Below are 23,511 nucleotides of genomic sequence, written 5' to 3'. Positions count from 1 at the left end.
TAATTCTATCTAGAAAGCTGTAAAAATTTAGGATTGATATTACTTTCAGACAAAACTAAATCATAATCTTCTGGGTAAACTTTTAAGTGCTGATCTAACGCAACAGATACCCCTGCTTGTAACCTTGCTAAAGCTACTTTATTATCCATCCATGTCAATGCATGAAATAGGGTACCTAAACAGGATATTCCTTTGCCTTTTCTATACTCTGCCTGAGTAATATTTGCTCGGGGATGAAAATTTTCACTATATCTAATAACTGCTTTAGCCGACCGATAGTTATACATTCGTCCACCATGTGCAGCTCTATTCCTATAACTATGACATAAAAAGATAATGTCAGTAAACATATTGGTAATCCCTTCATCCACGATTTCTTTAGGTATTCCTAGAATCATCGCTATAACTTCTTTTTTATTTTCACTTTTTTGTAATTTATAAAAATTAGCCAGGTTTCCAAATGTTGTTCCTTTTAACATAATCCAAGGTGGAACGTTTCCATGATAACCACGATAGTGTTTCATGGGTTCTATATCATCGTAGATAATCTTTTTAAACTTTGTAATTAGCTGATCAACTTTATATCCTTGTCCGTTTTTGTTTTTCTTTCCACTTTGATAATGACGTCTATTCAAATAGTCTATTTGTTGTTCACCTATATTTTTACTGACAACGTAAGAAATAGCTGCTCTTACATACATCTCAACATCACATGTCGCATCAATTACAGATGAAGTTATTGTTTTGTCCATCATAAATAAAGAAAAAATATGATCAAATGTACTGTTTTCTATAAAACATTCTTCTTGATGGTCAGTTATTTTTTGCTTTTTTTCCAAAAGGAAGTCTTTATAGCCATTGATAATCTCATAATAGCCATAAAAAGATAATTTCTTTTTTGCATTTTCTTTATCCGAGAAAACCAATCCTCGAGCTTCCAAAATAGCTAATTGTTCATCTAACGTTTTAAAAGGCTTCATATACTGTTCTCCTATTAATTAGCACAAGAACGTCTATTAGAAAAACTAATAGACGTTCTCGGTTAGCCGCACAGCAGCTCTTCTTTAAGGTTATCTCTATGCTATCATTTGTTTTGTAGCTAGTCAATAGCCCAATTTTCTAAAGAAAATGCTTTTTATACTAAAAAATACAATACGTTGTATAAAAACAGAAAAAATATTAAGTATATTTCTATACATTGTCCAAAAAATCAAAATGCACACAGCCATAGCGGAGAATTTTTTATCATCGACCTTGGCTACATCTATTTGTTACTTTTCGCTCACTAGGGAATTAAAAAGTGCGTACTGTTTTTTTTGACACGCTTGCGTAATAATAGCGGTAGCTTCAAAAAAATAACCAAAAAGGAGACTACATACATGAAATTAAGTATCTTAGATCAATTAACGGTTCCTAAAAATCAATCAGCAAGCGACACATTACAAGAAGCCAAAGAGCTCGCTCAATTAGCGGAAAAACTTGGTTACACAAGAATTTGGTATGCCGAACATCACGGTTCAGACGCCTTTGCCAGTGCAACGCCAGAAATTTTAGTTGCACATATTGCTAGTGCCACCGAAAAAATTCGTGTTGGCGCGGGTGGCATCATGACCATGCATTATGCGCCATTTAAAGTCGCAGAAACGTTTAAAACGTTAGCAGCTTTATATCCTGATCGAATCGATTTAGGCATGGGCCGCTCGCCTGGTGGCAGCCCTTTAACTACGTTGGCGTTAAATAATGGTCAGCCACCACAGCTAGACCAATTTGATAAATTACCTGAAATTTTACTCTTTTTAAGAGAGGCATTTCCTGAAGATCATTTATATTCTAAAATTTCAGCTGTTCCGCGGGAAGTTCTATTACCACAACCCTGGTTACTAGGTGCTAGTAAAGAAAGCGCACGTTCAGCTGGTGAATATGGCATTAATTTTTCCTTTGCGCAATTTATTCATGGACATTTGCCCAAAGAAGTATTGTCAGCATATTACAAGCATTTCCGACCAGTAACTGAACAACAAGAGCCTCAAGTGAGCGCTGCGTATTTCACTTTTGCCGCCGACACGAAAGAAGAAGCAGAATACCATGCGGCTAGTTTCGAGCATTATATCTTTGCCACCGAACATGGGCTTCCAAATAAATTTTTATCGCCAGAAGAAGCCCTAGCTTTCCCTTACAGTGAAATGGACAAACTGGTTTTAGAACAAAATAAACAACGCTTTGTCATTGGCAGTAGCCAAGAAGTTGCGGAGTTTTTCCACCAACAAGAAGAACTAGGGTTGACAGAAGCAATGCTAATCACCCCAGGTTATGACAAACAAACGCGCTTTCAATCATTTGAACGCCTAGCAAAAGAATTATTATAGAAAGGAAATGAGAAATGTTAGAGGTTTTAAAAAGAATTAATACGCTTGCACAAAAAGAGCGTGAACAAGGTTTAACATCTGAAGAACAAGCTCTTCGTGTCGATTTGCGACAAGAATATTTGCGGACCATTCGTGAACAATTCAATAAAACATTAATGGGCGTCACTATTTATGATCCTACTGGTGAAGATGTGACCCCAGAAAAATTAAAAGAAGAACAGCAGAAATATTTTGATTAAAAGAGACACAGAACAGTCGATTTGACTATTCTGTGTCTCTTTTTAACTACTCTTCTGTCACATATGTCCACTTATAATCATATTGTGCGCCAGCACCATGGGCAACGACGCCTTTCACTTCTTTACTGCGTAGATGGGCAGTCGCCTTTTGATAAAGTGGTGCTAAAGCGGTCTCTTCACCAATCAATAACTTCTCAGCCTTAACCATGTCTTCCCAACGTTTTTCAGGATCTGAAGCATCTCTTGTGGCTGAAGCCTCGATCAACTCATCGTAGGCTTTACTTGAAAAACGCCCGCGATTATAGTTATTGCCAGTGACAAAAAGGTCTAAGAAACTACTTGGATCTGCGTAATCCGCAGCCCAACCACCTAAGATTGTCTCAAAATCGCCGCGACTACCTCGATCAATTCGAACTGAAAACGGCACTGGGCTCACTGTTACATCAATACCCTCTAAAGTATCCTTTAACGTACCTTGAATATATTCCGCTAGCTTTTTCGTAGAATCGACATCATCGGCAACAATATCCATTTTGAGTGTTGTTATGCCCAATTCTTTCTTCGCTTTTGCCCAGTATTCTTTTGCTTTTTCTGGGCTATATTCAACAATTTTTTTATTTTCATCAGCAAAATCTTTGTCATCTGTCGGCGAATAAGACATCCCTTCTGGAATTAAGCCGGTAGCGACTACTGAGCCGTCGCCTAAAATTTTATCTACTAATGCGTTGCGATCAATCGCTGCTGAAATTGCTTTGCGTAAATTCACATTATTATACGGTGAATTTTTATCTCGCTGATTAAATTCCAAATAGCTGGTTCGTGCTTCTTTTTCGATAACCAATTCTGGATCCTTCGCCATTTGCTGGGCCAATTCGCCACTTAAAATAACATCGTCTGCTTGACCATCTTGGAATAAGTTCAAGGCAGTTGGCGCCTCCTTGACAACATCAAAATTGATTTTATCTAATTTGACATTGTCTTTATCCCAATAGTTTTCATTTTTTTCCAAAGTCCAATTGGTATCTGAGCCAGCCCCTTCAAAGTTAGCTAAGACAAACGGACCATTATAGACTGCTTTTTCACTGGAAGCAGCGTAATCTTTGCCATATTTCTCTACGGTTGCTTGATGTTGCGGGAAAAATAGTGGAAAGGCCAGTAAATAATCAAAATATGGTGTTGGTTTTGCCAGTTTAATTTCTAGCTCGTAATCCCCGTTTGCTTTAATGCCTAATTCAGAAACTGGTTTCTTACCAGCTACAATATCTGCGCCGTTTTCAATCATTTCTAGAAAATAAGCATACTCAGCGCCAGTCTGAGGATCTGCTGTACGTTGCCAACTAAAAACATAATCGGCAGCTGTGACAGGATCACCATTGGACCATTTTGCTTCTTCTCTTAGTTTCACTGTGTACGTCAGACCATCATCACTGACTTGCACTTTTTCTTTAGCCCCTGCTGGTTGCGGCTTGCTTTTATCATCTAAACGATAAATTCCTTCATACGCATTATTCAGTGCCGTAAAACTAATTGTATCTGTTCCTAAAGATAAATCTGCAGAAGGCATTTCTTGTTGAACTACTACTTTAAATTCTTGTTTAGCGGCAGTTTTCTCTGATCCGCCCTTTGCTTTTTCGGCGCCAGCTCCCCCATCACCACCACAAGCAGCTAAAACTAACAGCGTTGTTAAACTTAACCCGATAAGTCCTTTTATACGTTTACTTTTCATGCCTTTCTCCCTTCACAGAAAAAACTCTTCATTTTTTAATTTTTAGAATATTCTTATAATACTAAAATTAAAAACAAATGGCAAGCATTAAAATAAAAAAAGAACCAATCCCGAAGGACGGTTCTTAAAAAATGACTAACTAGCTTTGTTACGTCGTTTATAAATATACCAGCCAGAAGAAGAAAGTCCAACGAACAGTAAACCATATAATGCAAGCGTTTCTGTTTCTGTACCCGTTTTAGGTAAAAAGCCGCCATACTTTTTCTTCTCTGTTACGGATGGATTGCTCTGTCTTGCTCCCGCTTGGTTTTGTTTATTAGTTGCTACTGGTGTTTCTGGTGTTGGTTTTGGATCTGGTTTTGGCGTCTCTCCTCCACCGATTAACTCTTTGTAAGCTTCTTCCGAAATAGAAACAATTCGTTCGCCTGGGAATGGTTCTTTATATTGTGCTAAATCAATCGTCGTTGCTGCACGATACAACCGCAAGCTGGTTGCACTTTTCAAGTATTCAATTAAGACAGCATCTAGTGAAATCCCTTCTTCTCGTTCACCACCTAGCATATCGTAACCATCACCACCAGCAGCTAAGAAATCATTGGTAGCCATCCGGTATTGTTTCTTCTCATCCAATGGTTCAAACTTTTGCGTTTGCCGATTTTTAATTTCTATTCCTAATACGCGACTACCGACAATCGTTTGTCCTGTTTCATTGCCTTCGTCACTAGCCAAGCGAGTACCTGGTTTTGTGGAATCATAGTGGATACGAATGGAGCTTGAAACATGTAGGAAACCACCATTTGCGCCAAGTTTTGGTTGGCCAGCATCATCTAGTAAAATTGTGCCATTCTCATCTTTTTGTGGAATCGAACGAACAGACATTTCAAACATTTCTTTAACTTGAGCGCCGGTTACTTGAATTTGCGCAATGCTATTGCCAAAAGGTAACACAGCAATGACATCCCCAACTTTAATTGGCCCTTGTTTAATATCAGCGCGAATGCCGCCACCATTAGTTACTGCAAAATCAGCAGGTTGGCTAAACGCGTCTTGGCCATATGACATAATCGCATCACCAATCAAATTCCCTAAGTTGGTCTCTCGTGTGCGCACATTTTCTCGTTGTCCATCCAATGTGAATGGAATATAATCGACAATTACTTTTTCATTTTCAGCGTTAAAATTCGTACGTGCTTCATCAACGATGGCTCTAACTGCCGGGTTTTCTGGCAATTCTAGCAGCTCTGCTGCTGAAATCAATTTTGCTGTTTTCTTAGTTGGTTCACTCTCTGGTGCTGTGACGATCCCAACATTATTTAAATAATTACCTGTTTGAGCATAGATCACTTTGCCATAACGTTTGCCGCTTTCGACGGCTGTATGCGAATGTCCATCAATCACAGTGATATCTAACTCAGGATATGTTTGACTAAGGGTTTCTGCTAGCGTATCACCACGCCAGATATGCGGCGTCGTTTCATCTACGCCTAAATGCCCAGTAACCACGAAAGCTTGAATATCCGCGTACTTCTCTTTAATTTCATTAATCACTGCTTCTACTTCTGGAATCGGGTCTTTAAATGTTACCTTCTCCACGTTTTTCGGGTGTGTTTTCGTTGCTGTTTCTGGGGTCGTCACACCTACAATGGCAAACTTTTTCCCAGCTTTTTCTACGATTGTATACGGATCAAAAACCCGTCCACTGCCATCTTTGTAATACGTATTACTAGATAAAATCGGAAAATTCAGTTGGTCTTTATAACCTAGTGCAATCTCTAAACCAAAATCAAACTCGTGATTTCCCACCGCCATGGCATCATAACCAACTTCATTCATTGCTTTGGCCATATCCGCGCCTTTGGAGAAATTGGAGATTGGTAATCCTTGGAAAACATCCCCTGCATCCACCATCAAGGTTGGGTTTTCTTGGTCTTTAAAGGTTTTTAGACGCGCCATACCTAATTCGCCTTTCCCTGCTTCTAGTCGGCCATGAACGTCATTTGTGTGCATAATGGTATATGCATTATCTAAATCAAAGCCCGCATTACGGACATCTTGTTTCGTAATAGCGGCGGCGTTTGGTGTACGTCCATCAGGAGAAGTCGGAATTTGAAGAGTGCCGTCATTCACTAATTCGATTGCTTTGGCACGCCATTTTTCATCAAAATTTGTCCCAATAATTGACCAATTTCGTTCGATTTCTTGTTCTGGATCAAGCGTTCCTTTTTTCTTAATATAATCAACAATCATTCCTCGTAAGGTTTCTGGATCAGAATTTTTAATAGGTTCTCCTACTTGAATCCCTTGGCTAGCTAAACCGCCGTAACGATAATTATTCATAGCAATCGTATATTCTTTGGCAGGATCCAACGGTTGGCCGTCAATTTTCGCATCTACAATTCGTTCACCCACTGGTTTTGAAATGTCAATCTTGTAGTCCACTCCAGAAATCATGTCATAGTTATATACACGAATGTTTGGATTAAAACTAACGGTCAAATCATCTGGCTGTGTTTGGTTATAGTACGCCCCTTGTTTTTCCAAATACTTCAGTAAGTTTTCACCGTTAATGGGAACACTCACTAAGGTATTCGGGTATTTGTAGATATCAAAAATCGTGGCATAGGAAATCTTCCCCGCAGGTAATTTACTGTCGTATTTAAACAGCGCTGCCGCACTTAATTGTGCGCCCGTTACTTCTTTTTGAACGTTATTAATTAAAGAAATCATCGCTGTTGGTTGTAATTGTGCTTCGGGAATTCCTTTAATTTCTTGTTTTGGTAAAAAATCAGCTGTTGCTGTGCCGATCTCCTCCTGAATAAACGCTCGCGTTTTTTCATGGTATTCTTTTGTCGCTGCCTTAACTGCTTCATCTGCTGGAACATTCGTTGTTGGTACAATCGTTGCTGTACCTTCTTGCACTTCCCACTTATCGGCATTTTTAGCAACTGAAAGATCAATTTTGACAACTTCTGTCCCTGTATCTTTAGGTCCCCCTACCGGTACAGTTTTTCCATTCGGCGCTGCTCCTTGCTTGGTAAAAGAAAGGTGGTCATGACCCAGAATATACGCATCAATCCCCGCGACATTTTCAATTACTTGGTCGGCACTGGCAGCCGGATCACTATTTTGTTGTCCCGCATGAATCGAAGCAACAATAATGTCAGCCTGATCGTTAGTTTTCAACTCAGTAACTGCTTTTTCTGCTTCTTCTTTCAAAGGTAAAAAATTAAGCGAAGTAACACGAGGGCCATCCCACAAAGGAATGTGCGGGATTGTTAAGCCGATAATCCCAACTTTTAAATCTGGCTGCCCATCTTGATTAAGATCAAGTTCCTTCGTGGTAGTCCCTTCAACAAAACGACTACCATCCTTATTGTAGGTATTCGCAGACAAGATTGGAAAAGTGGCTTCTTTTTGAATTTTTTGGATTAACGGTAAACCAAAATTAAACTCATGATTCCCCAAAACCATTGCATCATACTTCATCACATTCATGGCGGTAATCATTGGATGGGTCTTTTCATTCACTAAAGGCGCTTTATTATACAAGTCATCTGTTAAAATAGTGCCTTGAATATTGTCGCCATTATCAATTAAAACGGTGCCTGCTGGGTTTTGTGCCCGGACTTGGTTGACGACTGTACTTACTTGGGACAAACCAACTGGTAATTCTTTATCATCTTCATAAGACCAATTCCATAATTGACCATGAACATCTGACGTACCTAAAATTGTTATTTTTTGCGGCGTGCTCGTTTCTTCTTTTTCAGCGGTTGACGTTTCTAAATTCGTCGTCTCTGTTGGTGCTGTGGTTTCTTGTGACTGCTTGACACTGTCACTCGTAGCCTGATTTGGTGCTTCTTGTTTGATGTCTGTTGTTTCCTGTGTAATGACTGGTTCTTGTTTTCTACTTGAATCGGTGGTACTTGTTACTGCTTCTGAACTTTGTTGACTCGTTGTTTCTACTGCATATGCCGTACTAGTAACGCTTGGCGCTATCAACGCAACAGCCATTAAAAAATGCATGCCCCACTTCACTTTTTTAAAGCTCAACTTTTTCACAAATTTCCTCCTTGTGTTTCAACCCATTTGCAACAAACAATTGTCAAAGTAACAAACAACAAAAAGAGCCTTCCCCCATCACGCTGCTCTTCTTTTCCTATCATAATATATCCGTTAAATAAAAAACAGTAAATTCCGTTAAAATAAGATGTTTTTCCTGTAAATTGTTTTTATTTTTGGACAATATAGCGGATTTGTTTGTGAAAAAAATAGTAATTTTGACCAAAACACGAACTTTATAAAAAAGAAAGTCTTTTTATATTGGAAAAGCGGAACAAAAACTATTTTTTTGAAAAAAATAACTAAAAATACCGAATAAACAGCATTGGTCTAGCCCTTGAATGTCTCTAAACAAATACTAGCAGCAATTGGTCTAGTCTTTAAGGAGGAAAAAGAACGCTCTTTTGCTTAAGCAAAAGAGCGTTCTTTTTTATTTGAGGTTAATCCTTCATATAAGGTAACTTTTTAGCATAGCCTTCTTTATTCACTTGACGTGCCCGGGCAATCGCCAAATCTTCTGAAGGGACATCTTCTGTGATGGTTGAACCAGCAGCAGTCACCGCATGATCACCAATCGTGACTGGCGCAACAATGTTCGTTGCAGAGCCAATAAACGCGTGATCACCCACGACTGTTTGGTGTTTATTTTTGCCATCATAATTAACAAAAACAACGCCGCAACCGACATTAATATCTTTGCCTAATGTTGCATCACCAACGTATGTTAAATGGCCCACTTTTGTGCCTTCATCGATTGTTGCATTTTTTACTTCCACGAAGTTACCAATGTGTACGTTTGCCCCCACATCTGCTTTAGGACGTAAATGTGCATACGGACCTACATCGGCCCCCTCGTGAACCACACTTTCTTCAATCACAGACTGTTTAACAACCACTTGATTGCCGATGTGACTATCAACGATTTCTGAATGTGCGCCAATCAAGCAATCTTCGCCAATCACTGTTTTTCCTTTGATAGTGACTCCCGCTTCAATGACTGTGTCTGAACCAATTACCACGCCTTCATCAATATACGTTGTGTCTGGATCAATAAATGTAACACCATTTCGCATATGCATTTCATTTAAACGACGATGCATAATTTTATTAGCAGTGGATAAAGCAACACGATCATTTACACCCATTGCTTCGTCAAAGTCTGCCATTTGGTAAGCAGCGACAGCTTTGCCTTCTTTTTTCAAAATTTCAATGATATCTGTTAAATAGTATTCCCCTTGTGTGTTGTTTGTATCTGTTTTCGCTAACGCTTCAAACAATGATTCATTATCAAAACAGAAGGTTCCTGTATTAATTTCTTGAACACGTGCTTCTTCTTCACTGGCATCTTTTTGTTCCACGATTCGTTCAACAATACCCACATGGTCACGAATAATTCGACCATAGCCTGTTGGGTCTTCCGCATGCGCTGTTAAAATAGTCGCACTTGCATTCTTACCTTGATGGTAATCGAATAAATTTTTCAAGGTTTCTGCAGTTAATAACGGCGTATCCCCTGTAATAACTAATGTTGTTCCTTGTTTACCACCTAATAACTCTTGTGCTTGCATGACTGCATGCCCAGTTCCCAATTGTTCAGCTTGTAAGGCATATTGACTACGTTCGCCTAAATGGCTTTTAATCATTTCCGCCCCATGTCCAACGATTGTCACGATTTCTGTTGGTTCTGTTTGTTCTACTTGATCTAAAATATGTTCGACCATTGGTTTACCAGCAACTGGATGCAATACTTTATAAAGTTTAGATTTCATGCGTGTTCCTTTACCAGCTGCTAAAATAATTGCGTATCTATTTTCCACGTTTGCCACCTCAAATTAACTAAATTGTTTGATTTTCTTCTAAATCATCCTCATTATACCTTTTCTAGTTTATCTTACTCTTTTGTCTTTTTCAACAAAATAAGGCATTTAAAAGGTAGACCAATTTATTTTCTCATCTTTTTTTAAAGGAATAAAACAGAAAAAAAGAACCTGAAAATGGAATGGACCATTTCCACGCTCTTTTTCAAATTATTTCTCTGTGAAATAGTTTCCTGGGACTACGCTAATCGTTTTTGTTTGTGTATCCACATCTTCCACGTACAATAGCGAAGTGTAGTCATCGATTGCACGACGGCCATTGAATTTTGACTCAGCAAAAACGGTAATGCCCACAAGTTCTGCTTCAAATTCTTCAATCATACTCTTCATACCATTGACGGTGCCGCCGCCTTTCATGAAGTCATCCACGACTAAAACTTTTGAGCCGCGTTTTAAGCTGCGTTTTGAAAGTTCCATTTTTTCGATACGTTCTGAAGACCCTGATACATAGTTCACGCTCACCGTTGAACCTTCAGTAATCTTAGAATCGCGACGAACAATCACAAACGGAACATTTAAGTAATAAGACACAGCTTGCGCAATTGGCACTCCTTTGGTCGCAACGGTCATTACCGCATCAATTTGTTTGCCTAAATATTTAGAAGCAATAATCCGGCCCACTTGTCTTAATAAATTCGGTTCCCCAAGTAAATCTGAAAGATAAACATAGCCCCCAGGTAATAAGCGATCTTGTTCTGACAAACGATCACATAAATCCATAATCAACTGCTCCGCTTCCTCATAAGGAATTTCAGGGATAAAGCGGACACCGCCTGCAGCGCCTGGAATCGTTTCTAAAATACCTGTTCCACGTTCTTTAAATGTTTTTTTAACAATTGCTAAATCTTCACTAATGGAAGACTTGGCAGATTGGTATCGGTCAGCAAAATATGTCAAAGAAACCAATGTATGGGGATGATCTAAAAGATATTGGGTCATATCGATTAATCGTTCACTTCTCCGAATTTTCAAATTCGTCACTCCTTTTCATTCTATCGTTCCTTATTATAAGGGGTTTAACCGAAAAATTCGAGGATTTTTTTCAAATAACTGAAAATAGTTCGCCATTTCTTTTAAAAAAAAGAAATAAAGGAGAAAAACTTTCGTTTTTCTCCTTAGTTTCTTTGCATTTTTTGTTTTCGTTGGACCATAACAACCACTCGGCGATAAATATTGACTAATAAGAATAAACCAATAAAAATTAGGGTAATGCTTGCACTCGGTGGTGTTTCCAAATAATACGAGCTAGTCAACCCTGTTAGCATGCCAATCAAGCCCATAAACACACTGATGATGATCACCGTGTTGAAGCCTTTACCAATTCGCATACCTATCGCAGCTGGTAAGACCATAATTGCTGAAATTAACAAGGCTCCCGCGATCGGAATCATCACAGCAATCGCCACACCAGTAATTACATTAAAAAGCATCGACATCCAATGAATAGGTAGCCCATCAACATGAGCAGTATCTTCATCAAATGTTAAAACATACATTGGACGTTTAAATAACATAAACAATAGAACTAAAACTACGAATAAAATTGCCAACATAACCACTTGATTCCACGTAATCGTGACGATGGAACCAAATAAATACGATTGAATACTAGCAGCTGAATTGCCTCCTGTTAAATTCATTAAAACTAACGCCAAAGCCAAACCGCCTGACATTAAAATAGCAATCGAAATTTCTGAATAGGTGCTATAAATCATTCGTAAATATTCTAGAATGATTGCAGCCACAATCACGACAATTAAGGTCATTAAATTAGGATTCCAATTAAAAAAGAAGCCTAGTGCCACACCGGCTAATGACACATGTGAAAGGGTATCTGCCATTAAAGATTGTCGGCGAATAACTAGAAAGACGCCGAGCATTGGAGCAATCACTGAGATAAACAGTGCTGCTAAAAAGGCCTTTTGCATAAATGCATAAGAAAGCATTTCTGCCATACGATTCACTCCTTACCGCTAAAATGAACACTACCATTGTAGCGACGTTTAAGCGAATTAATTTTTTAATTCCTGCTTATTTTTTAAATTTTCCCAACATTTCTTTAAGCCGTTCCTTGGCTTTCGTTATGATCGAGCCAGATAACGTTTTATTGGAAAATTTACGTATACGATTCTTCACTCATATGGAAGCAACGCCATTTCGAATCTTCTTTGCGGACAAGACGAATTTGACGATCTACATAGGTTTTGATATCTTCATGATCATGCGTAATCATCAAAATAGCTTTTCCATGTTCATGCGCACTGTGTTGCAACAATTGATAAAATTCGTTTCGCGATTGTTCATCCATACCTGTTGTTGGCTCATCTAAAATAAACAAATCTGGATCGGTCGCAAACACTCGTGCTAAACTAATTCGTTGCTTTTGCCCGCCAGAAAGCTCGCCAATTCGTTTGTGGCGCATTTCCCACATGTCCACTGATTTCAAAGCTTTTTCCACATGAAGATGATCTTTTTTCGTCAACGGTTTGAACCAACGATTTCTGGGAAAACGACCTGAACGTACTAATTCAATGACGGTGCTAGGAAAGCCCGCATTGAAAGAAGCGACTTGTTGTGGAATGTAGCCAATGCTGATTTTTTCACCAGCACTATTTTTTTTAGCGACCGTAATTTTGCCACTTGTTGGTTTTAATAACCCTAAGGTACTTTTGATCAGCGTTGACTTGGCAGCGCCATTTTCTCCTGTTAAAATAACGAATTCCCCTGGATCAACATAATAAGAAACATCTTCTAAAACAGGTTCATCATCATAATAGAAGGTTAAATTTTCGACTTCAATATAATGCATAAGTTGGCTCCTTTCTGTTGCCAGATTAATGAATGCTTTTTTGTAAAGCAGCGAGGTTTTCTTTCATGACAGACACGTAGTTCTCGCCTGCTTCTTGTTCTTTTTGAGTTAAACTCTCTAAAGGATTCAATACAGCTAATTCGACGCCTGTCTCGTCTGCCAATGTTTTGGCTACTTTTGTAGAAGCCGATGCTTCAAAATAGATCACAGAAACATTGTTTGTTTTAATATATTTTTTTAATTCGGCTAAACGACTTGGCGAAGGTTCTTGGTCTGGAGAAATCCCAGCAATCGGTTCTTGGGTCAAACCATATTGTTTTGCCAAATAGCCAAATGCAGCATGTTGCGTCACAAAGGTCCGATTTTTAGCGCCTGCAAATGCAGCTTGGTATTCCTTATCTAGCGCAGTCAATTTTTCCAAATAAGCAGCGGTATTTTTTTCAAATACGGCTTTTTTCTCAGGATATTTTTTGATAAGCGCATCCCGAATCGCTGTTACTTCTTTTTGCGCTAACACGGGATCTAACCAGACATGCGGATCCAGTTCGTGGGAATGGTTATGGCCTTCATGACCTTCTTCGCCAGATTCTTCCTCTTCTGTTCCTTGCATCAATTGAATGGATTGACTGGCTTCCACGATTGAAACTTTTTTCGTGTCCAAGTTTTCAATAACATTCGGAACCCAAGTTTCTAGCTCTTTACTATTATAAACAAAGACATCCGCATCAGTAATTTTCGCTAAGTCTTTTGCGCTTGGTTCATAATCGTGTGGTTCCGTTCCAGCTGGAATCAACAGCTCAACCTCTCCCTCATCACCAACGACTTGTTTTGCGAAGTCGTACATCGGATAAAAAGTAGTCATTACCGTGAGCTCTTTCTTCTCTTTTGGCGATTGTGTGGTTTGCCCACAGCTAGCTAAAAGAAAAGCACTGATTGCTAAAGTAACGCCGATTATCAAACGGCGGTAGATTTTCGTCATGTTCTGTCCTCTTTTCGATTTACCTGTTATAAACCGTAATATTTACGATTTGCCAGGAATAATGTACCAAATGGATCACGGGACGTCAAGGAATAAATTTAAAAAAACAACAGAGCGTGGGACAAAAATCACTTTGGGTTTTTGCTCCACGCTCTGTTGTTTTTATTTATTTCAATGTCCGAACCAAATAAACTTCTTCGCAAAAGCCTTTGAGTCCATTATAAATCCGTTGTGCTCGTGTTTTCTTTTCACATAAAGCAAAGACTGTCGGTCCACTGCCGCTCATCAACGCTGCATCAGCGCCGTACTTCAGCATGCGATCCTTGATTTGTTGCACGATCGGATGTCTGGCAATCGTGACACTTTCCAACGCATTGCCGACCGTTTGGGTCATCCCAGTATAATCACCATTTTCGATGGCTATTCTTAGTCCAGCAATATCTGGATGGTGCAATTCATCTACCGCTAAATCATTAAAAACGGTACTAGTGGATACACTAATTCTTGGTTTAACTAACACAATCCAACATTGAGGCATGGTCGGTAATGTTTCAATTTTCTCCCCACGTCCGTTTGCAAAGGCTGTTCCGCCCCTTAAACAATAAGGAACATCCATACCAATTTGGCTGCCAATTTCACAGAGTTCGTCCATCGTCAACCCCAGATTCCACAGTTTGTTCAAGCCTCGTAATGCTGCGGCACAGTCACTGCTCCCCCCTGCTAAACCAGCTGCCACGGGGATACGTTTTTCAATATATATTTTAATTCCTTTATGAATATTATAGGTACGCTTTAATAAGTCAACTGCTTGATAGACATGATTCCGTCGATCCACGGGTAAAAAAGAGCTGTCCGTTTCAATACGAATGATGTCTTCTTCTAGATTTTCAAAAGTTAAATGATCGGCTAAATCTACACTTGCAAAAATAGATTCAACTTCATGATAGCCATCCACACGTTTATGCAGAACATCTAACCCAAGATTAATTTTCGCAGGAGCTCGTTCGATTATTTCCATCGGTTCCCTGATTCACCTTCCTTAATCTTTTGTCTACCAACATTTTAATCTTTTAGATTCTATCATATGTCCATGAAGAAGTACACCGAAGATTGCTCTTTCTCTGACGACAGATGGTTGAAATTAAAAAGAGCTTAGGAACGAAGGGCTCTTCCTTCACTCCTAAGCGGACTTTCTAAATTATACGGCTTGACCGATGAATTCGATTTCAACGGTGCGTGTTAAAACATCTGAATAGCTATAAGATACACGTTCAAATGAGTTCTCGTCTGGATCCAAGTCAACAACAAAAACAGATGGATAAGTCTCCGTTAAGATTCCTTTACGTTCTGTTTGGCGCTTTCTTCCAGTCTGAGCAACTAACATAATTTCACTGCCGATACGGCCTTCCAAATCTTTCTTAATTGACGATAACGTTGTTGGCATTGCATTCACCTCGAGAAACATTATATCACTTTTTTTAAAAAATTTCAAGTTTATCATACTAGAAGTCTGTTTGCAACTACTTTTGCTCGACAAACCAGCTGTTTTGTCGAATTTTTATTCATTTTCTAATGTATATTTCATTTTTGCTTTGGCACGATCATAGGCACTTCGGACAGCTGAAAAAGTTCCCCCACGCACTTTAGCGATTTCTTCTAACGTGTAGCCTTTTAAGTATGCGTTTAAAATTTGTTGTTCCAACGAGGAAAGACGTGTCGGAAAAGCTGCCAATTTTTCTTGAATCATTAATTGACCTAATGGGTCGGTAGCCGCTGTCCCTAAATAGTCCACTAACTCTTCACCAGCGCTTTCTAAGCGTTGTTCCAGGGAAATAGACAAGGTATCTGTTCGCCTCTTATAGGCGCATTGATGGCGAATTAAGCTATGTACGTGATTTTCAAAATTTCGTTTAAAAAACTTTCCCAATGATGCTTGTTTTTCTGAATCAAATCGTTCTAACGTCCGAAAGAAGACAATTCGTCCTTCTTGAAGCCAGTCTTCAGTATCATAATCTTTTAAATAGTATTTTTTCATGCACTTATAAATCACTGGCTGATATTGCCCATATAAGGCTTGAAATTGTTCTTGGTCTCCTGCTAATGCTTGTTGAATCTGTTCTAACATAAAAAGCCCTCCTTTTCGATAAACGTATCGAATGATTTAGGAGAGCATAGCATGTTAGAAATTTATGACTTAAGCGAACATTTGTTTAATCTTTTTTTTGAGACAATTCTTCTAGCTTCTCAGAAAGTTTTGATAACTGCTCCACGTTCCATGGAGAATTTCGACGAAATTGCTGGAAATGGATATCCGTTGCATGAATGGCAATCGTCTTTTCTGTTTTCTGGACAGCTTTGTAAAGTTCATTGGCCGAAGTCCGCAATGCACCTTGTGAAAAGACCACCCATTGTTCAGCCAAATCACTCGTTGCGACTGTTACTTGCGTTAAACGATCATTTTTTTCACCAGCTAGACGTTCAATATAACTATCTGCTGTTTCATCTTCTTTGGTGAAAACCACGGTCAAAAGGTACTTTTTGTACGTTTGCTGAATGCCTGGGACTAGTTGGGCATCAAAGACCACAATGATTTCCAACCCTTCATATTTGGCATAATTGGACAGACGACTAAGAAGCAGTTCACGCGCATCCTCTAAACGCTCTTGCTTTTTCAACTGGACCAATTCTGGCCAAGCACCAATCATATTATAGCCATCAACGATTAACAATTGTTTTTTCATACAATCGCCTGCTTCTATAATGGGTTGCGGCCACGATAGACTTCATACATTAGCAAGCCTGCAGCCACACCAGCGTTTAAGCTTTGAACGTGTCCAGTCATTGGAATCGTTAATAATTCATCCACTTCTTTATGAAGACCTTGACTCATGCCACGACCTTCATTTCCGATGATTAAGGCAATTGCGCCTTGTGTATTCCAGCGACGATAATCCGTCCCAGACATATCTGTACCAAAAATCCAAAATTGATTCTCTTTTAGCGTTGCAATACTTTGCGCTAGATTCGTTACACGAGCCACTGGAATATGTTCCACGGCCCCTGTTGACGCTTTGGTTACGGTTGGTGTAATTCCCACTGCACGATGTTTCGGAATGATAATACCGTCCACGCCTGTCGCATCAGCTGTTCGCAAAATTGAGCCAAAGTTATGTGGGTCCTCTAGACTGTCTAAAATTAGGAAAAATGGTGTTTCTGTCTTTTCTTTTGTTTGTTCCAATAATTCTTCTAAAGTTAAATATTGATACGCCGTGATTGCTAAAACCATACCTTGATGCACGCCGTGATCACTCATCGTATCTAATTTTGCTTTAGGCACCCATTTAACTGGAACAGCCTGTTCTTTCGCTGCTTGTTTTAATTGCTCAATTTTCTCGCCACGAGCATCTTCTTGTAAAAACAATTTATTCCCGCGTCCTTGCTGCAACGCCTCAACAGTGGCATGGAAACCAAAGACAAAGTTATCTGCTAGCTCTTCTGAGGTTCCATCAGCACCTGCTGTCGCTGGTCGTGGGTTCCGTTCTTTTGAACGCTTATCTGAACGTTCTGGACGTTTCTTACCTTTTTTAAAAGGACGAGATTTTTCATTTTTCATTGGTTTCACCTACTTTCTTGATACACCAGTTAATTAATTCTTCTAAACGTTCTTTTTGTTGTGTCAAATGTAAATAACCCATCAAGGATTCGAAACCGGTCGCTACCCGATAGGTCGTCACATCAGCATTTTTGGCAAAGGTGTGACTTTTAGCATTCCGACCGCGTTTGTACATCACTTCTTCTTCCTCCGTTAGCATTTCTCCCGCTAACATCGCTTGCATTAAGCTTGCTTGGGCTTTTGCTGACACGTAGTGTGTCGCCATGCGATGCAAAACATTCGGTTTCGTTTGTCCTAAGGAAACTAAATAATCACGAATGTAAATTTCATAAATCGCATCGCCAACATAGGCCAAAGCTAAACCGTTTAATTGTTTGTAATCTCTCATTCACTTCTTCTCCATCTCGTTCCTTGCGGAGTATCTTCTAAAACAATGCCTTGTTCTTTTAATAAATCGCGGATTTCATCACTTCGGGCAAAATCACGGTCTTTCCGTGCTTGGTTCCGTTCTTCAATTAACGCATCGACTTGTGCATCCACTAATTCTTCGTTTTTAAAGAATAAACCAAAAATAGCTAACCAGCCACTGAAAAGCTTATCCATCGCCACTAGAACTGGTTCCGAAACTGTCGCTTGTTCACTGTACTGATTCATCATCTTCGCTAATTCATAAACGACCGTAATCCCGTTAGCTGCATTGAAATCATCGTCCATTTCCGTAATAAAACGTTGTTCTAATTCGTTTAATTGAGCTAAATAGTGTTCATCCTCTGGCAAACTTGCGACCGCATCTGCTTGTCTAAAACGTAAATTTTCAAACGCATTTTTCAATTTTTGATAATTGGCTGCTGCCTCTTTTAGAGTGCTTTCGCTATAACGAATCGGGCGACGGTACTGGGTGGTGGACATAAAGAAACGTAAAATTTGCGGATCCACTTTTTGAATCATTTCATGAACAGTAATGAAGTTACCTAGGGATTTGCTCATTTTTTCATCATCTTCACCAATTGTGACATAGCCGTTATGCATCCAGTAATTGGCAAAGGTATGACCTGTTTTGGCTTCGCTCTGTGCAATTTCATTCTCATGATGTGGAAATTCTAAATCTTGTCCACCGCCATGAATATCAATCGTCTCTCCCAAGTGTTTTGTCGCCATGACAGAGCATTCAATATGCCAGCCGGGACGTCCTTTACCCCAAGGAGAATCCCAAGAAATTTCATCTTCTTTGGCACTTTTCCAAAGAGCAAAATCCAATGGGTCTTCTTTTAATTGTTGTTCAACGCCAGTTCGTTGACTTGCCCCCACTTCTAATTCATCAATCGATTGATGGCTTAATTTACCATAATTAGGGAATTTACGGGTGCGATAATACACATCACCTGCGACCTCATAAGCAAAACCTTTTTCAATTAAAACGTCGATAAAAGCTAAGATATCAGGCATGTGGTCCATCACCCGAGGATGTAACGTTGCTGGCTGGACATTCAATGCTTGCGTGTCTTCTTCAAAGGCTTTGATAAAACGCTCCGCCACTTCCGGCGCAGTAATTTTCAATTCTTTAGCTGCCTTGATAATTTTATCATCGACATCTGTAAAGTTCGAGACATAATTCACTTCATACCCACGATATTCAAAATAACGACGAATCGTATCAAAAGCGATCGCACTGCGCGCATTACCGATATGGATATAGTTATACACGGTTGGTCCGCAGACATACATCCGAACTTTATGCGCCTCAATTGGCGTAAATACTTCTTTTTCTCTGGTCAATGTATTATAAATTTTAATCATGCCCTTTTTCCACCTTTCTTCCATTTAGACGAACGACTTTCGCAGGAACACCCACAGCTGTAGCATCTGCTGGGATGTCTGAAATAACAACAGCACCCGCCCCAATTTTTGAACGTTCACCAATCACAACTGGCCCTAAAATTTGAGCTCGTGCCGAAATCATCGCTCCTTTTTTCACTGTTGGATGGCGTTTACCCGTATCACGACCGGTCCCACCTAACGTCACTCCGTGAAACAAAACAACATCTTCTTCTATTTCCGCGGTTTCCCCAATCACAATGCCCATGCCGTGATCGATAAAAACCCCCGCTCCAATTGTGGCTCCGGGATGAATTTCTACGCCCGTTATGAAACGCCAAAATTGTGCATGAATCTTCGCCAACAAAAACAACTGATGCCTATATAAGAAATGAGACAAGCGATGCCAAAACAGGGCGTGCAAGCCAGGATACGTTAAAAGAACTTCTAGTGTGGTCCGCGCTGCAGGATCGTTTCTTTTAACAGCTGCGACGCTACGTTTCAACCAACTCATAGGGTGAACTCCTTTCTACTATACAAAAATAAAAAACGTCTTTTAAGCAACAAAAAAACGTTGCTTAAAAGACGCCCATGCGTGGTTCCACTTTTCTTCACAAGAACTAGCTCTTGCCTCGATACAGTTAACGCCTGCCGACGTCTTCGGTTACTTTTTTCACCAAAGCCACTCATAGATGCATTTCGACAAAAGATGCTCGCTGTTCTCACCACCCACAGCGTCTCTGAAATCCATCTGCTTGTCTACTTCTTCTATTCTTTGTGTTTTTATAACACTTTATTTAAATGATCTAATGCTTTTTCTTTGCCTAATAATTCGATGGTTTCGCCTAATTCAGGACCATGCATTTGTCCAGAAACAGCAATTCGAATTGGCATAAACAAGTTTTTGCCTTTAACGCCGGTTTCTTTTTGGACGGCTTTAATCGCTGCTTTAATACTTGGCACATCGAAAACGTCCAAGGCTTCTAATTGTTCTTTAAACGCCTGTAACACAGTTGGCACTGTTTCTCCTTGCAAGAATTCTTTCGCAGCATCATCTAAAACTGGATGTTCATTAAAGAACAAGTTTGATAGTTCCACAATTTCAGCTGCATAACTCATTTGTGGTTGATACAAGCTAACTAATTGTTTTAACCATTCGATTTTTTCAGGAGATGGATTTTCTTCAACACGACCGTCAGCGACTAAATAAGGAAGACACATATCTGTTAGTTCACCTAAGTCCATTTGTTTCATGTATTGATTGTTAATCCATTCTAATTTTTTCGCATCAAAGGCCGCTGGTGACTTGCTTAAGCGTTGTTCATCAAACAATTTAATCAAGTCTTCTTGTGAGAAGATTTCTTCTTCGCCAACAGGAGACCATCCTAGTAAAGCAATAAAGTTGAACATGGCTTCTGGTAAGTAACCTAATTCACGGTATTGTTCAATAAATTGTAAAATTGTTTCATCACGTTTGCTCAATTTTTTGCCAGTTTCTGAATTAATGATTAAGGTCATATGACCAAAGACAGGTGGTGTCCATTCAAACGCTTCGTAAATCATTAATTGTTTCGGTGTGTTCGCAATGTGATCATCGCCACGTAAAACGTGAGAAATTTTCATTAAGTGATCATCTACTGCAACGGCAAAGTTATACGTTGGCATCCCATCGCGTTTTTGGATGACAAAATCGCCACCAATGTTATCTGACTCAAAAGTAATTTCACCTTTCACGATGTCATCAAATTTGTATTCTGTGTTACGCGGCACACGGAAACGAATCACTGGTTCTAGACCAGCCGCTTCTTTGGCTGCTTGTTCAGAAGGTGTTAAATTCGCACAAGTGCCTGCGTAGTGAGGCATTTCCCCACGAGCTTGTTGTGCTTCACGTTCTGCTTCTAATTCTTCTGGCGTACAATAACACTTATACGCACGATTGCTACTTAATAATTGATCAATCAATGGTTGGTAAATTTCTTTACGTTCTGATTGACGATATGGACCATATTCTCCCGGATGAGCAGGTGATTCATCCCATTCCATCCCTAACCATGCTAAGTTTTCCAACTGACTTTTCTCGCCGTCTTCGATGTTCCGTTTTTGGTCGGTATCCTCGATACGAATGATAAATTCTCCGTCATTATGGCGGGCAAATAAGTAGTTAAATAATGCTGTTCTTGCATTCCCAATGTGCAAGTGTCCAGTTGGACTTGGTGCGTAACGCACACGAACTTTCGTCATGTTCATTCCTCTTTCCATTTTTTAAAAACAGACGGTTTAACGTCGTTTTCAGTTATTTTTCCAATAAAGCAACGGCAATTGCGCCGATTCCTTCTTTTTTACCAACAAAGCCCATCGTTTCCATGGTCGTTGCCTTAATGTTCACTTGTGTGACCGCTAAGTGGCAACTCGCGGCTAGATTCTTTTTCATCTCTGCCAAGTATGGGCTCATCTTTGGCTCTTCCGCTAAAATTGTACAATCAATATTGCCAATAGTAAAGCCCGACCGCCCAACTTTTTCATTTACTTTTTTTAATAAGTTTACAGAATTCGCATTTTTGAACTGCGGATCGGTTTCGGGGAACAGTTGTCCAATATCACCCAGACCAGCGGCACCAAGGATTGCATCAATAATTGCATGTGTTAAAACATCAGCATCTGAGTGACCTAACAGACCTTTTTCATAAGGAAGAGTAACCCCACCAATAATTAAAGGTCGTTGCGGAACTAATTGATGAACATCAAAACCTTGACCGATTCGAATCATACTAAGTCCTCACTTTGCTTAATTTTTATCGTTTTTAGGATGGTTATCCTTGCGATCATTAATTCCGCGACCCGCATGCGCCGGTTTGGCAAAAATCATACGCCCAGCTGCGGTTTGTAAAGCACTTGTGACGACCACTTCGATTTGCTCATTCATGTAATGCTGGCCATCTTCTACCACAACCATTGTGCCATCATCTAAGTAAGCGACCCCTTGTTGACGCTCTGTTCCGGCTTTTACAACCATCACATTCATCGTTTCACCTGGAATCACCACTGGTTTCACAGCATTAGCTAAAGCATTAATGTTTAAAACAGGCACATTTTGAAATTCAGAGACTTTATTTAAGTTGTAGTCATTGGTCACAACCACGCCATCTAATAATTTTGCTAATTTGATTAATTTACTGTCTACTTCAGAGATATCCTCGAAATCTCCGTCATACATCTCAACAGAGATACCTTCTTCTTTTTGTAAAGCATTTAAAATATCTAAGCCACGACGACCTCTCACCCGTTTTAAACTGTCTCCAGAATCAGCAATGTATTGTAATTCATATAAAACAAAGTTAGGGATGAGCAAAACACCTTCTAAAAAGCCTGTTTTAGCGATATCGTAGATTCTGCCATCAATGATGACACTGGTGTCTAAAATTTTGTATTTATGGAAGTTGTCTTCCACTTTACGTTCCAACATTTGTCCTTCGGTGTCTTCCGTATTTGCTTTCTTTTGGCGAGGTGTGAAAACTTTTTTCCACTCCTCAATCCGTGTTGTTCCCATTCGGAAACCTAAGTAACCCAGAATAATCATAACTAGAATTGGTAGTAAACTATTCACGACAGGAATTTGTAAGTTGTACATTGGAATGGAGATAATGACGCCAATTGTTAAACCAATGATGGCACCAATACTTCCAAATAATAAATAGGTTAAACTCATTTCATTTAAAGCTGCTTCGATTTTTTTGACAGCGGAAACAATATACTTTGCTAACCCTAAAGATAAAATAAAGAAAATAATTGCACCGATTAATCCGTTCGTAAAGTTATTGTTTAACCAACTGTTATTGCCTTGCTTAGCCATTTCCCAAGCCATTGGGAAAAGAGAAATTCCTAAACTTGCACCAGCAATGATCATCAGCAACGTGATGATTCGTTTTTGCATATAGCCATCCTCCTCGTTTATTTAATAAAGACGTCTAGTGTTGTGGGGCGTACAAAAATCATACGCCACCAACAACCTAAACGGATTATTTCTA

Annotated in this window: 21 protein-coding genes and 1 other annotated feature; of the genes, 2 read left to right on the top strand and 19 right to left on the bottom strand. The window is 39.4% G+C overall.

Going from position 1 to position 23,511, the window contains the following annotated elements; genetic code table 11:
- Positions 1 to 5: 5 nt before the first annotated feature.
- Complete coding sequence (locus IGK96_RS00285) at positions 6 to 980, bottom strand: Abi family protein (protein ID WP_002407578.1); 975 nt, start codon at positions 978 to 980, stop codon at positions 6 to 8.
- A 399-nt stretch (positions 981 to 1,379) separates the two neighbouring features.
- Between IGK96_RS00285 and IGK96_RS00280 the strand changes: the two genes are divergently transcribed.
- Entirely contained in the window at positions 1,380 to 2,366 is a 987-nt protein-coding gene (locus IGK96_RS00280) for an LLM class flavin-dependent oxidoreductase (protein ID WP_010828457.1), read from the top strand.
- Between the two features lie 14 nt (positions 2,367 to 2,380).
- On the top strand, positions 2,381 to 2,605 hold the full coding sequence (locus IGK96_RS00275) for a DUF896 domain-containing protein (RefSeq protein WP_002356070.1): 225 nt from the start codon (positions 2,381 to 2,383) through the stop codon (positions 2,603 to 2,605).
- Between the two features lie 46 nt (positions 2,606 to 2,651).
- Here the strand turns inward: IGK96_RS00275 and IGK96_RS00270 are convergent, their stop codons facing one another.
- From IGK96_RS00270 to IGK96_RS00185, 18 genes are all read right to left on the bottom strand, one after another.
- Complete coding sequence (locus IGK96_RS00270) at positions 2,652 to 4,331, bottom strand: peptide ABC transporter substrate-binding protein (protein WP_002361487.1); 1,680 nt, start codon at positions 4,329 to 4,331, stop codon at positions 2,652 to 2,654.
- A gap of 135 nt (positions 4,332 to 4,466) precedes the next feature.
- On the bottom strand, positions 4,467 to 8,393 hold the full coding sequence (locus tag IGK96_RS00265) for a 5'-nucleotidase C-terminal domain-containing protein (protein WP_113821085.1): 3,927 nt from the start codon (positions 8,391 to 8,393) through the stop codon (positions 4,467 to 4,469).
- Between the two features lie 440 nt (positions 8,394 to 8,833).
- Positions 8,834 to 10,219 (bottom strand): bifunctional UDP-N-acetylglucosamine diphosphorylase/glucosamine-1-phosphate N-acetyltransferase GlmU, encoded by a 1,386-nt coding sequence (gene glmU, locus IGK96_RS00260; RefSeq protein ID WP_016618502.1) that lies wholly within the window; start codon positions 10,217 to 10,219, stop codon positions 8,834 to 8,836.
- 201 nt (positions 10,220 to 10,420) lie between these two features.
- Entirely contained in the window at positions 10,421 to 11,242 is an 822-nt protein-coding gene (purR, locus tag IGK96_RS00255; protein WP_002381336.1) for a pur operon repressor, read from the bottom strand.
- Between the two features lie 143 nt (positions 11,243 to 11,385).
- Positions 11,386 to 12,225, bottom strand: a complete 840-nt coding sequence (locus tag IGK96_RS00250; protein WP_010818108.1) for a metal ABC transporter permease — start codon at positions 12,223 to 12,225, stop codon at positions 11,386 to 11,388.
- A gap of 161 nt (positions 12,226 to 12,386) precedes the next feature.
- A complete protein-coding gene (locus IGK96_RS00245) occupies positions 12,387 to 13,079 on the bottom strand; it encodes a metal ABC transporter ATP-binding protein (protein WP_002356064.1) in 693 nt (230 codons plus the stop codon).
- 25 nt (positions 13,080 to 13,104) lie between these two features.
- A complete protein-coding gene (locus tag IGK96_RS00240) occupies positions 13,105 to 14,058 on the bottom strand; it encodes a metal ABC transporter substrate-binding protein (RefSeq protein ID WP_002367576.1) in 954 nt (317 codons plus the stop codon).
- Positions 14,059 to 14,224: 166 nt separating this feature from the next.
- Positions 14,225 to 15,076 (bottom strand): 4-(cytidine 5'-diphospho)-2-C-methyl-D-erythritol kinase, encoded by an 852-nt coding sequence (gene ispE / locus IGK96_RS00235; protein WP_002379846.1) that lies wholly within the window; start codon positions 15,074 to 15,076, stop codon positions 14,225 to 14,227.
- Positions 15,077 to 15,256: 180 nt separating this feature from the next.
- Entirely contained in the window at positions 15,257 to 15,559 is a 303-nt protein-coding gene (locus IGK96_RS00230) for a Veg family protein (RefSeq protein ID WP_002383497.1), read from the bottom strand.
- A gap of 57 nt (positions 15,560 to 15,616) precedes the next feature.
- The gene (locus IGK96_RS00225) at positions 15,617 to 16,183 is read right to left on the bottom strand and encodes a sigma-70 family RNA polymerase sigma factor (RefSeq protein WP_002356059.1); all 567 of its coding nucleotides are present in this window, start codon (positions 16,181 to 16,183) and stop codon (positions 15,617 to 15,619) included.
- An 85-nt stretch (positions 16,184 to 16,268) separates the two neighbouring features.
- Positions 16,269 to 16,799 carry an NYN domain-containing protein gene (locus IGK96_RS00220; protein WP_002356058.1) on the bottom strand — a complete coding sequence of 177 codons (531 nt, stop codon included), beginning with the start codon at positions 16,797 to 16,799 and terminating at the stop codon, positions 16,269 to 16,271.
- Between the two features lie 14 nt (positions 16,800 to 16,813).
- Positions 16,814 to 17,671 (bottom strand): 23S rRNA (guanosine(2251)-2'-O)-methyltransferase RlmB, encoded by an 858-nt coding sequence (gene rlmB / locus IGK96_RS00215; protein WP_002356057.1) that lies wholly within the window; start codon positions 17,669 to 17,671, stop codon positions 16,814 to 16,816.
- Positions 17,661 to 18,059: a Mini-ribonuclease 3 gene (locus IGK96_RS00210; RefSeq protein ID WP_002356056.1), complete on the bottom strand. Its 399-nt coding sequence runs from the start codon at positions 18,057 to 18,059 to the stop codon at positions 17,661 to 17,663. The genes rlmB and IGK96_RS00210 overlap by 11 nt, the downstream gene beginning before the upstream one ends.
- Complete coding sequence (gene cysS, locus IGK96_RS00205) at positions 18,056 to 19,468, bottom strand: cysteine--tRNA ligase (RefSeq protein ID WP_002370606.1); 1,413 nt, start codon at positions 19,466 to 19,468, stop codon at positions 18,056 to 18,058. The genes IGK96_RS00210 and cysS overlap by 4 nt, the downstream gene beginning before the upstream one ends.
- Positions 19,461 to 20,000, bottom strand: coding sequence for a serine O-acetyltransferase EpsC (gene epsC / locus IGK96_RS00200; RefSeq protein WP_002356054.1), 540 nt, complete (start codon positions 19,998 to 20,000; stop codon positions 19,461 to 19,463). The genes cysS and epsC overlap by 8 nt, the downstream gene beginning before the upstream one ends.
- A gap of 64 nt (positions 20,001 to 20,064) precedes the next feature.
- Positions 20,065 to 20,271: a binding site (T-box leader), on the bottom strand.
- Positions 20,270 to 21,727 (bottom strand): glutamate--tRNA ligase, encoded by a 1,458-nt coding sequence (gltX, locus tag IGK96_RS00195; RefSeq protein WP_071646502.1) that lies wholly within the window; start codon positions 21,725 to 21,727, stop codon positions 20,270 to 20,272. Its footprint overlaps the feature before it by 2 nt.
- A 52-nt stretch (positions 21,728 to 21,779) precedes the next feature.
- A complete protein-coding gene (gene ispF / locus IGK96_RS00190; protein WP_002367570.1) occupies positions 21,780 to 22,253 on the bottom strand; it encodes a 2-C-methyl-D-erythritol 2,4-cyclodiphosphate synthase in 474 nt (157 codons plus the stop codon).
- 18 nt (positions 22,254 to 22,271) lie between these two features.
- Complete coding sequence (locus tag IGK96_RS00185) at positions 22,272 to 23,417, bottom strand: PIN/TRAM domain-containing protein (protein ID WP_002368622.1); 1,146 nt, start codon at positions 23,415 to 23,417, stop codon at positions 22,272 to 22,274.
- Positions 23,418 to 23,511 lie beyond the last annotated feature (94 nt).

Source organism: Enterococcus sp. DIV0682 (genome assembly GCF_051712685.1).
GTDB classification, from domain to species: domain Bacteria; phylum Bacillota; class Bacilli; order Lactobacillales; family Enterococcaceae; genus Enterococcus; species Enterococcus faecalis.
This window is presented reverse-complemented; position numbering and strand designations above follow the sequence as displayed.

Coding starts and splice junctions, on each gene's coding strand:
- IGK96_RS00285 (WP_002407578.1), bottom strand. CDS start 980: ATGAAGCCTTTTAAAACGTTAGATGAACAATTAGCTATTTTGGAAGCT.
- IGK96_RS00280 (WP_010828457.1), top strand. CDS start 1,380: ATGAAATTAAGTATCTTAGATCAATTAACGGTTCCTAAAAATCAATCA.
- IGK96_RS00275 (WP_002356070.1), top strand. CDS start 2,381: ATGTTAGAGGTTTTAAAAAGAATTAATACGCTTGCACAAAAAGAGCGT.
- IGK96_RS00270 (WP_002361487.1), bottom strand. CDS start 4,331: ATGAAAAGTAAACGTATAAAAGGACTTATCGGGTTAAGTTTAACAACG.
- IGK96_RS00250 (WP_010818108.1), bottom strand. CDS start 12,225: ATGGCAGAAATGCTTTCTTATGCATTTATGCAAAAGGCCTTTTTAGCA.
- IGK96_RS00245 (WP_002356064.1), bottom strand. CDS start 13,079: ATGCATTATATTGAAGTCGAAAATTTAACCTTCTATTATGATGATGAA.
- IGK96_RS00240 (WP_002367576.1), bottom strand. CDS start 14,058: ATGACGAAAATCTACCGCCGTTTGATAATCGGCGTTACTTTAGCAATC.
- ispE (WP_002379846.1), bottom strand. CDS start 15,076: ATGGAAATAATCGAACGAGCTCCTGCGAAAATTAATCTTGGGTTAGAT.
- IGK96_RS00230 (WP_002383497.1), bottom strand. CDS start 15,559: ATGATAAACTTGAAATTTTTTAAAAAAAGTGATATAATGTTTCTCGAG.
- IGK96_RS00225 (WP_002356059.1), bottom strand. CDS start 16,183: ATGTTAGAACAGATTCAACAAGCATTAGCAGGAGACCAAGAACAATTT.
- IGK96_RS00220 (WP_002356058.1), bottom strand. CDS start 16,799: ATGAAAAAACAATTGTTAATCGTTGATGGCTATAATATGATTGGTGCT.
- rlmB (WP_002356057.1), bottom strand. CDS start 17,671: ATGAAAAATGAAAAATCTCGTCCTTTTAAAAAAGGTAAGAAACGTCCA.
- IGK96_RS00210 (WP_002356056.1), bottom strand. CDS start 18,059: ATGAGAGATTACAAACAATTAAACGGTTTAGCTTTGGCCTATGTTGGC.
- cysS (WP_002370606.1), bottom strand. CDS start 19,468: ATGATTAAAATTTATAATACATTGACCAGAGAAAAAGAAGTATTTACG.
- epsC (WP_002356054.1), bottom strand. CDS start 20,000: ATGAGTTGGTTGAAACGTAGCGTCGCAGCTGTTAAAAGAAACGATCCT.
- gltX (WP_071646502.1), bottom strand. CDS start 21,727: ATGACGAAAGTTCGTGTGCGTTACGCACCAAGTCCAACTGGACACTTG.
- ispF (WP_002367570.1), bottom strand. CDS start 22,253: ATGATTCGAATCGGTCAAGGTTTTGATGTTCATCAATTAGTTCCGCAA.
- IGK96_RS00185 (WP_002368622.1), bottom strand. CDS start 23,417: ATGCAAAAACGAATCATCACGTTGCTGATGATCATTGCTGGTGCAAGT.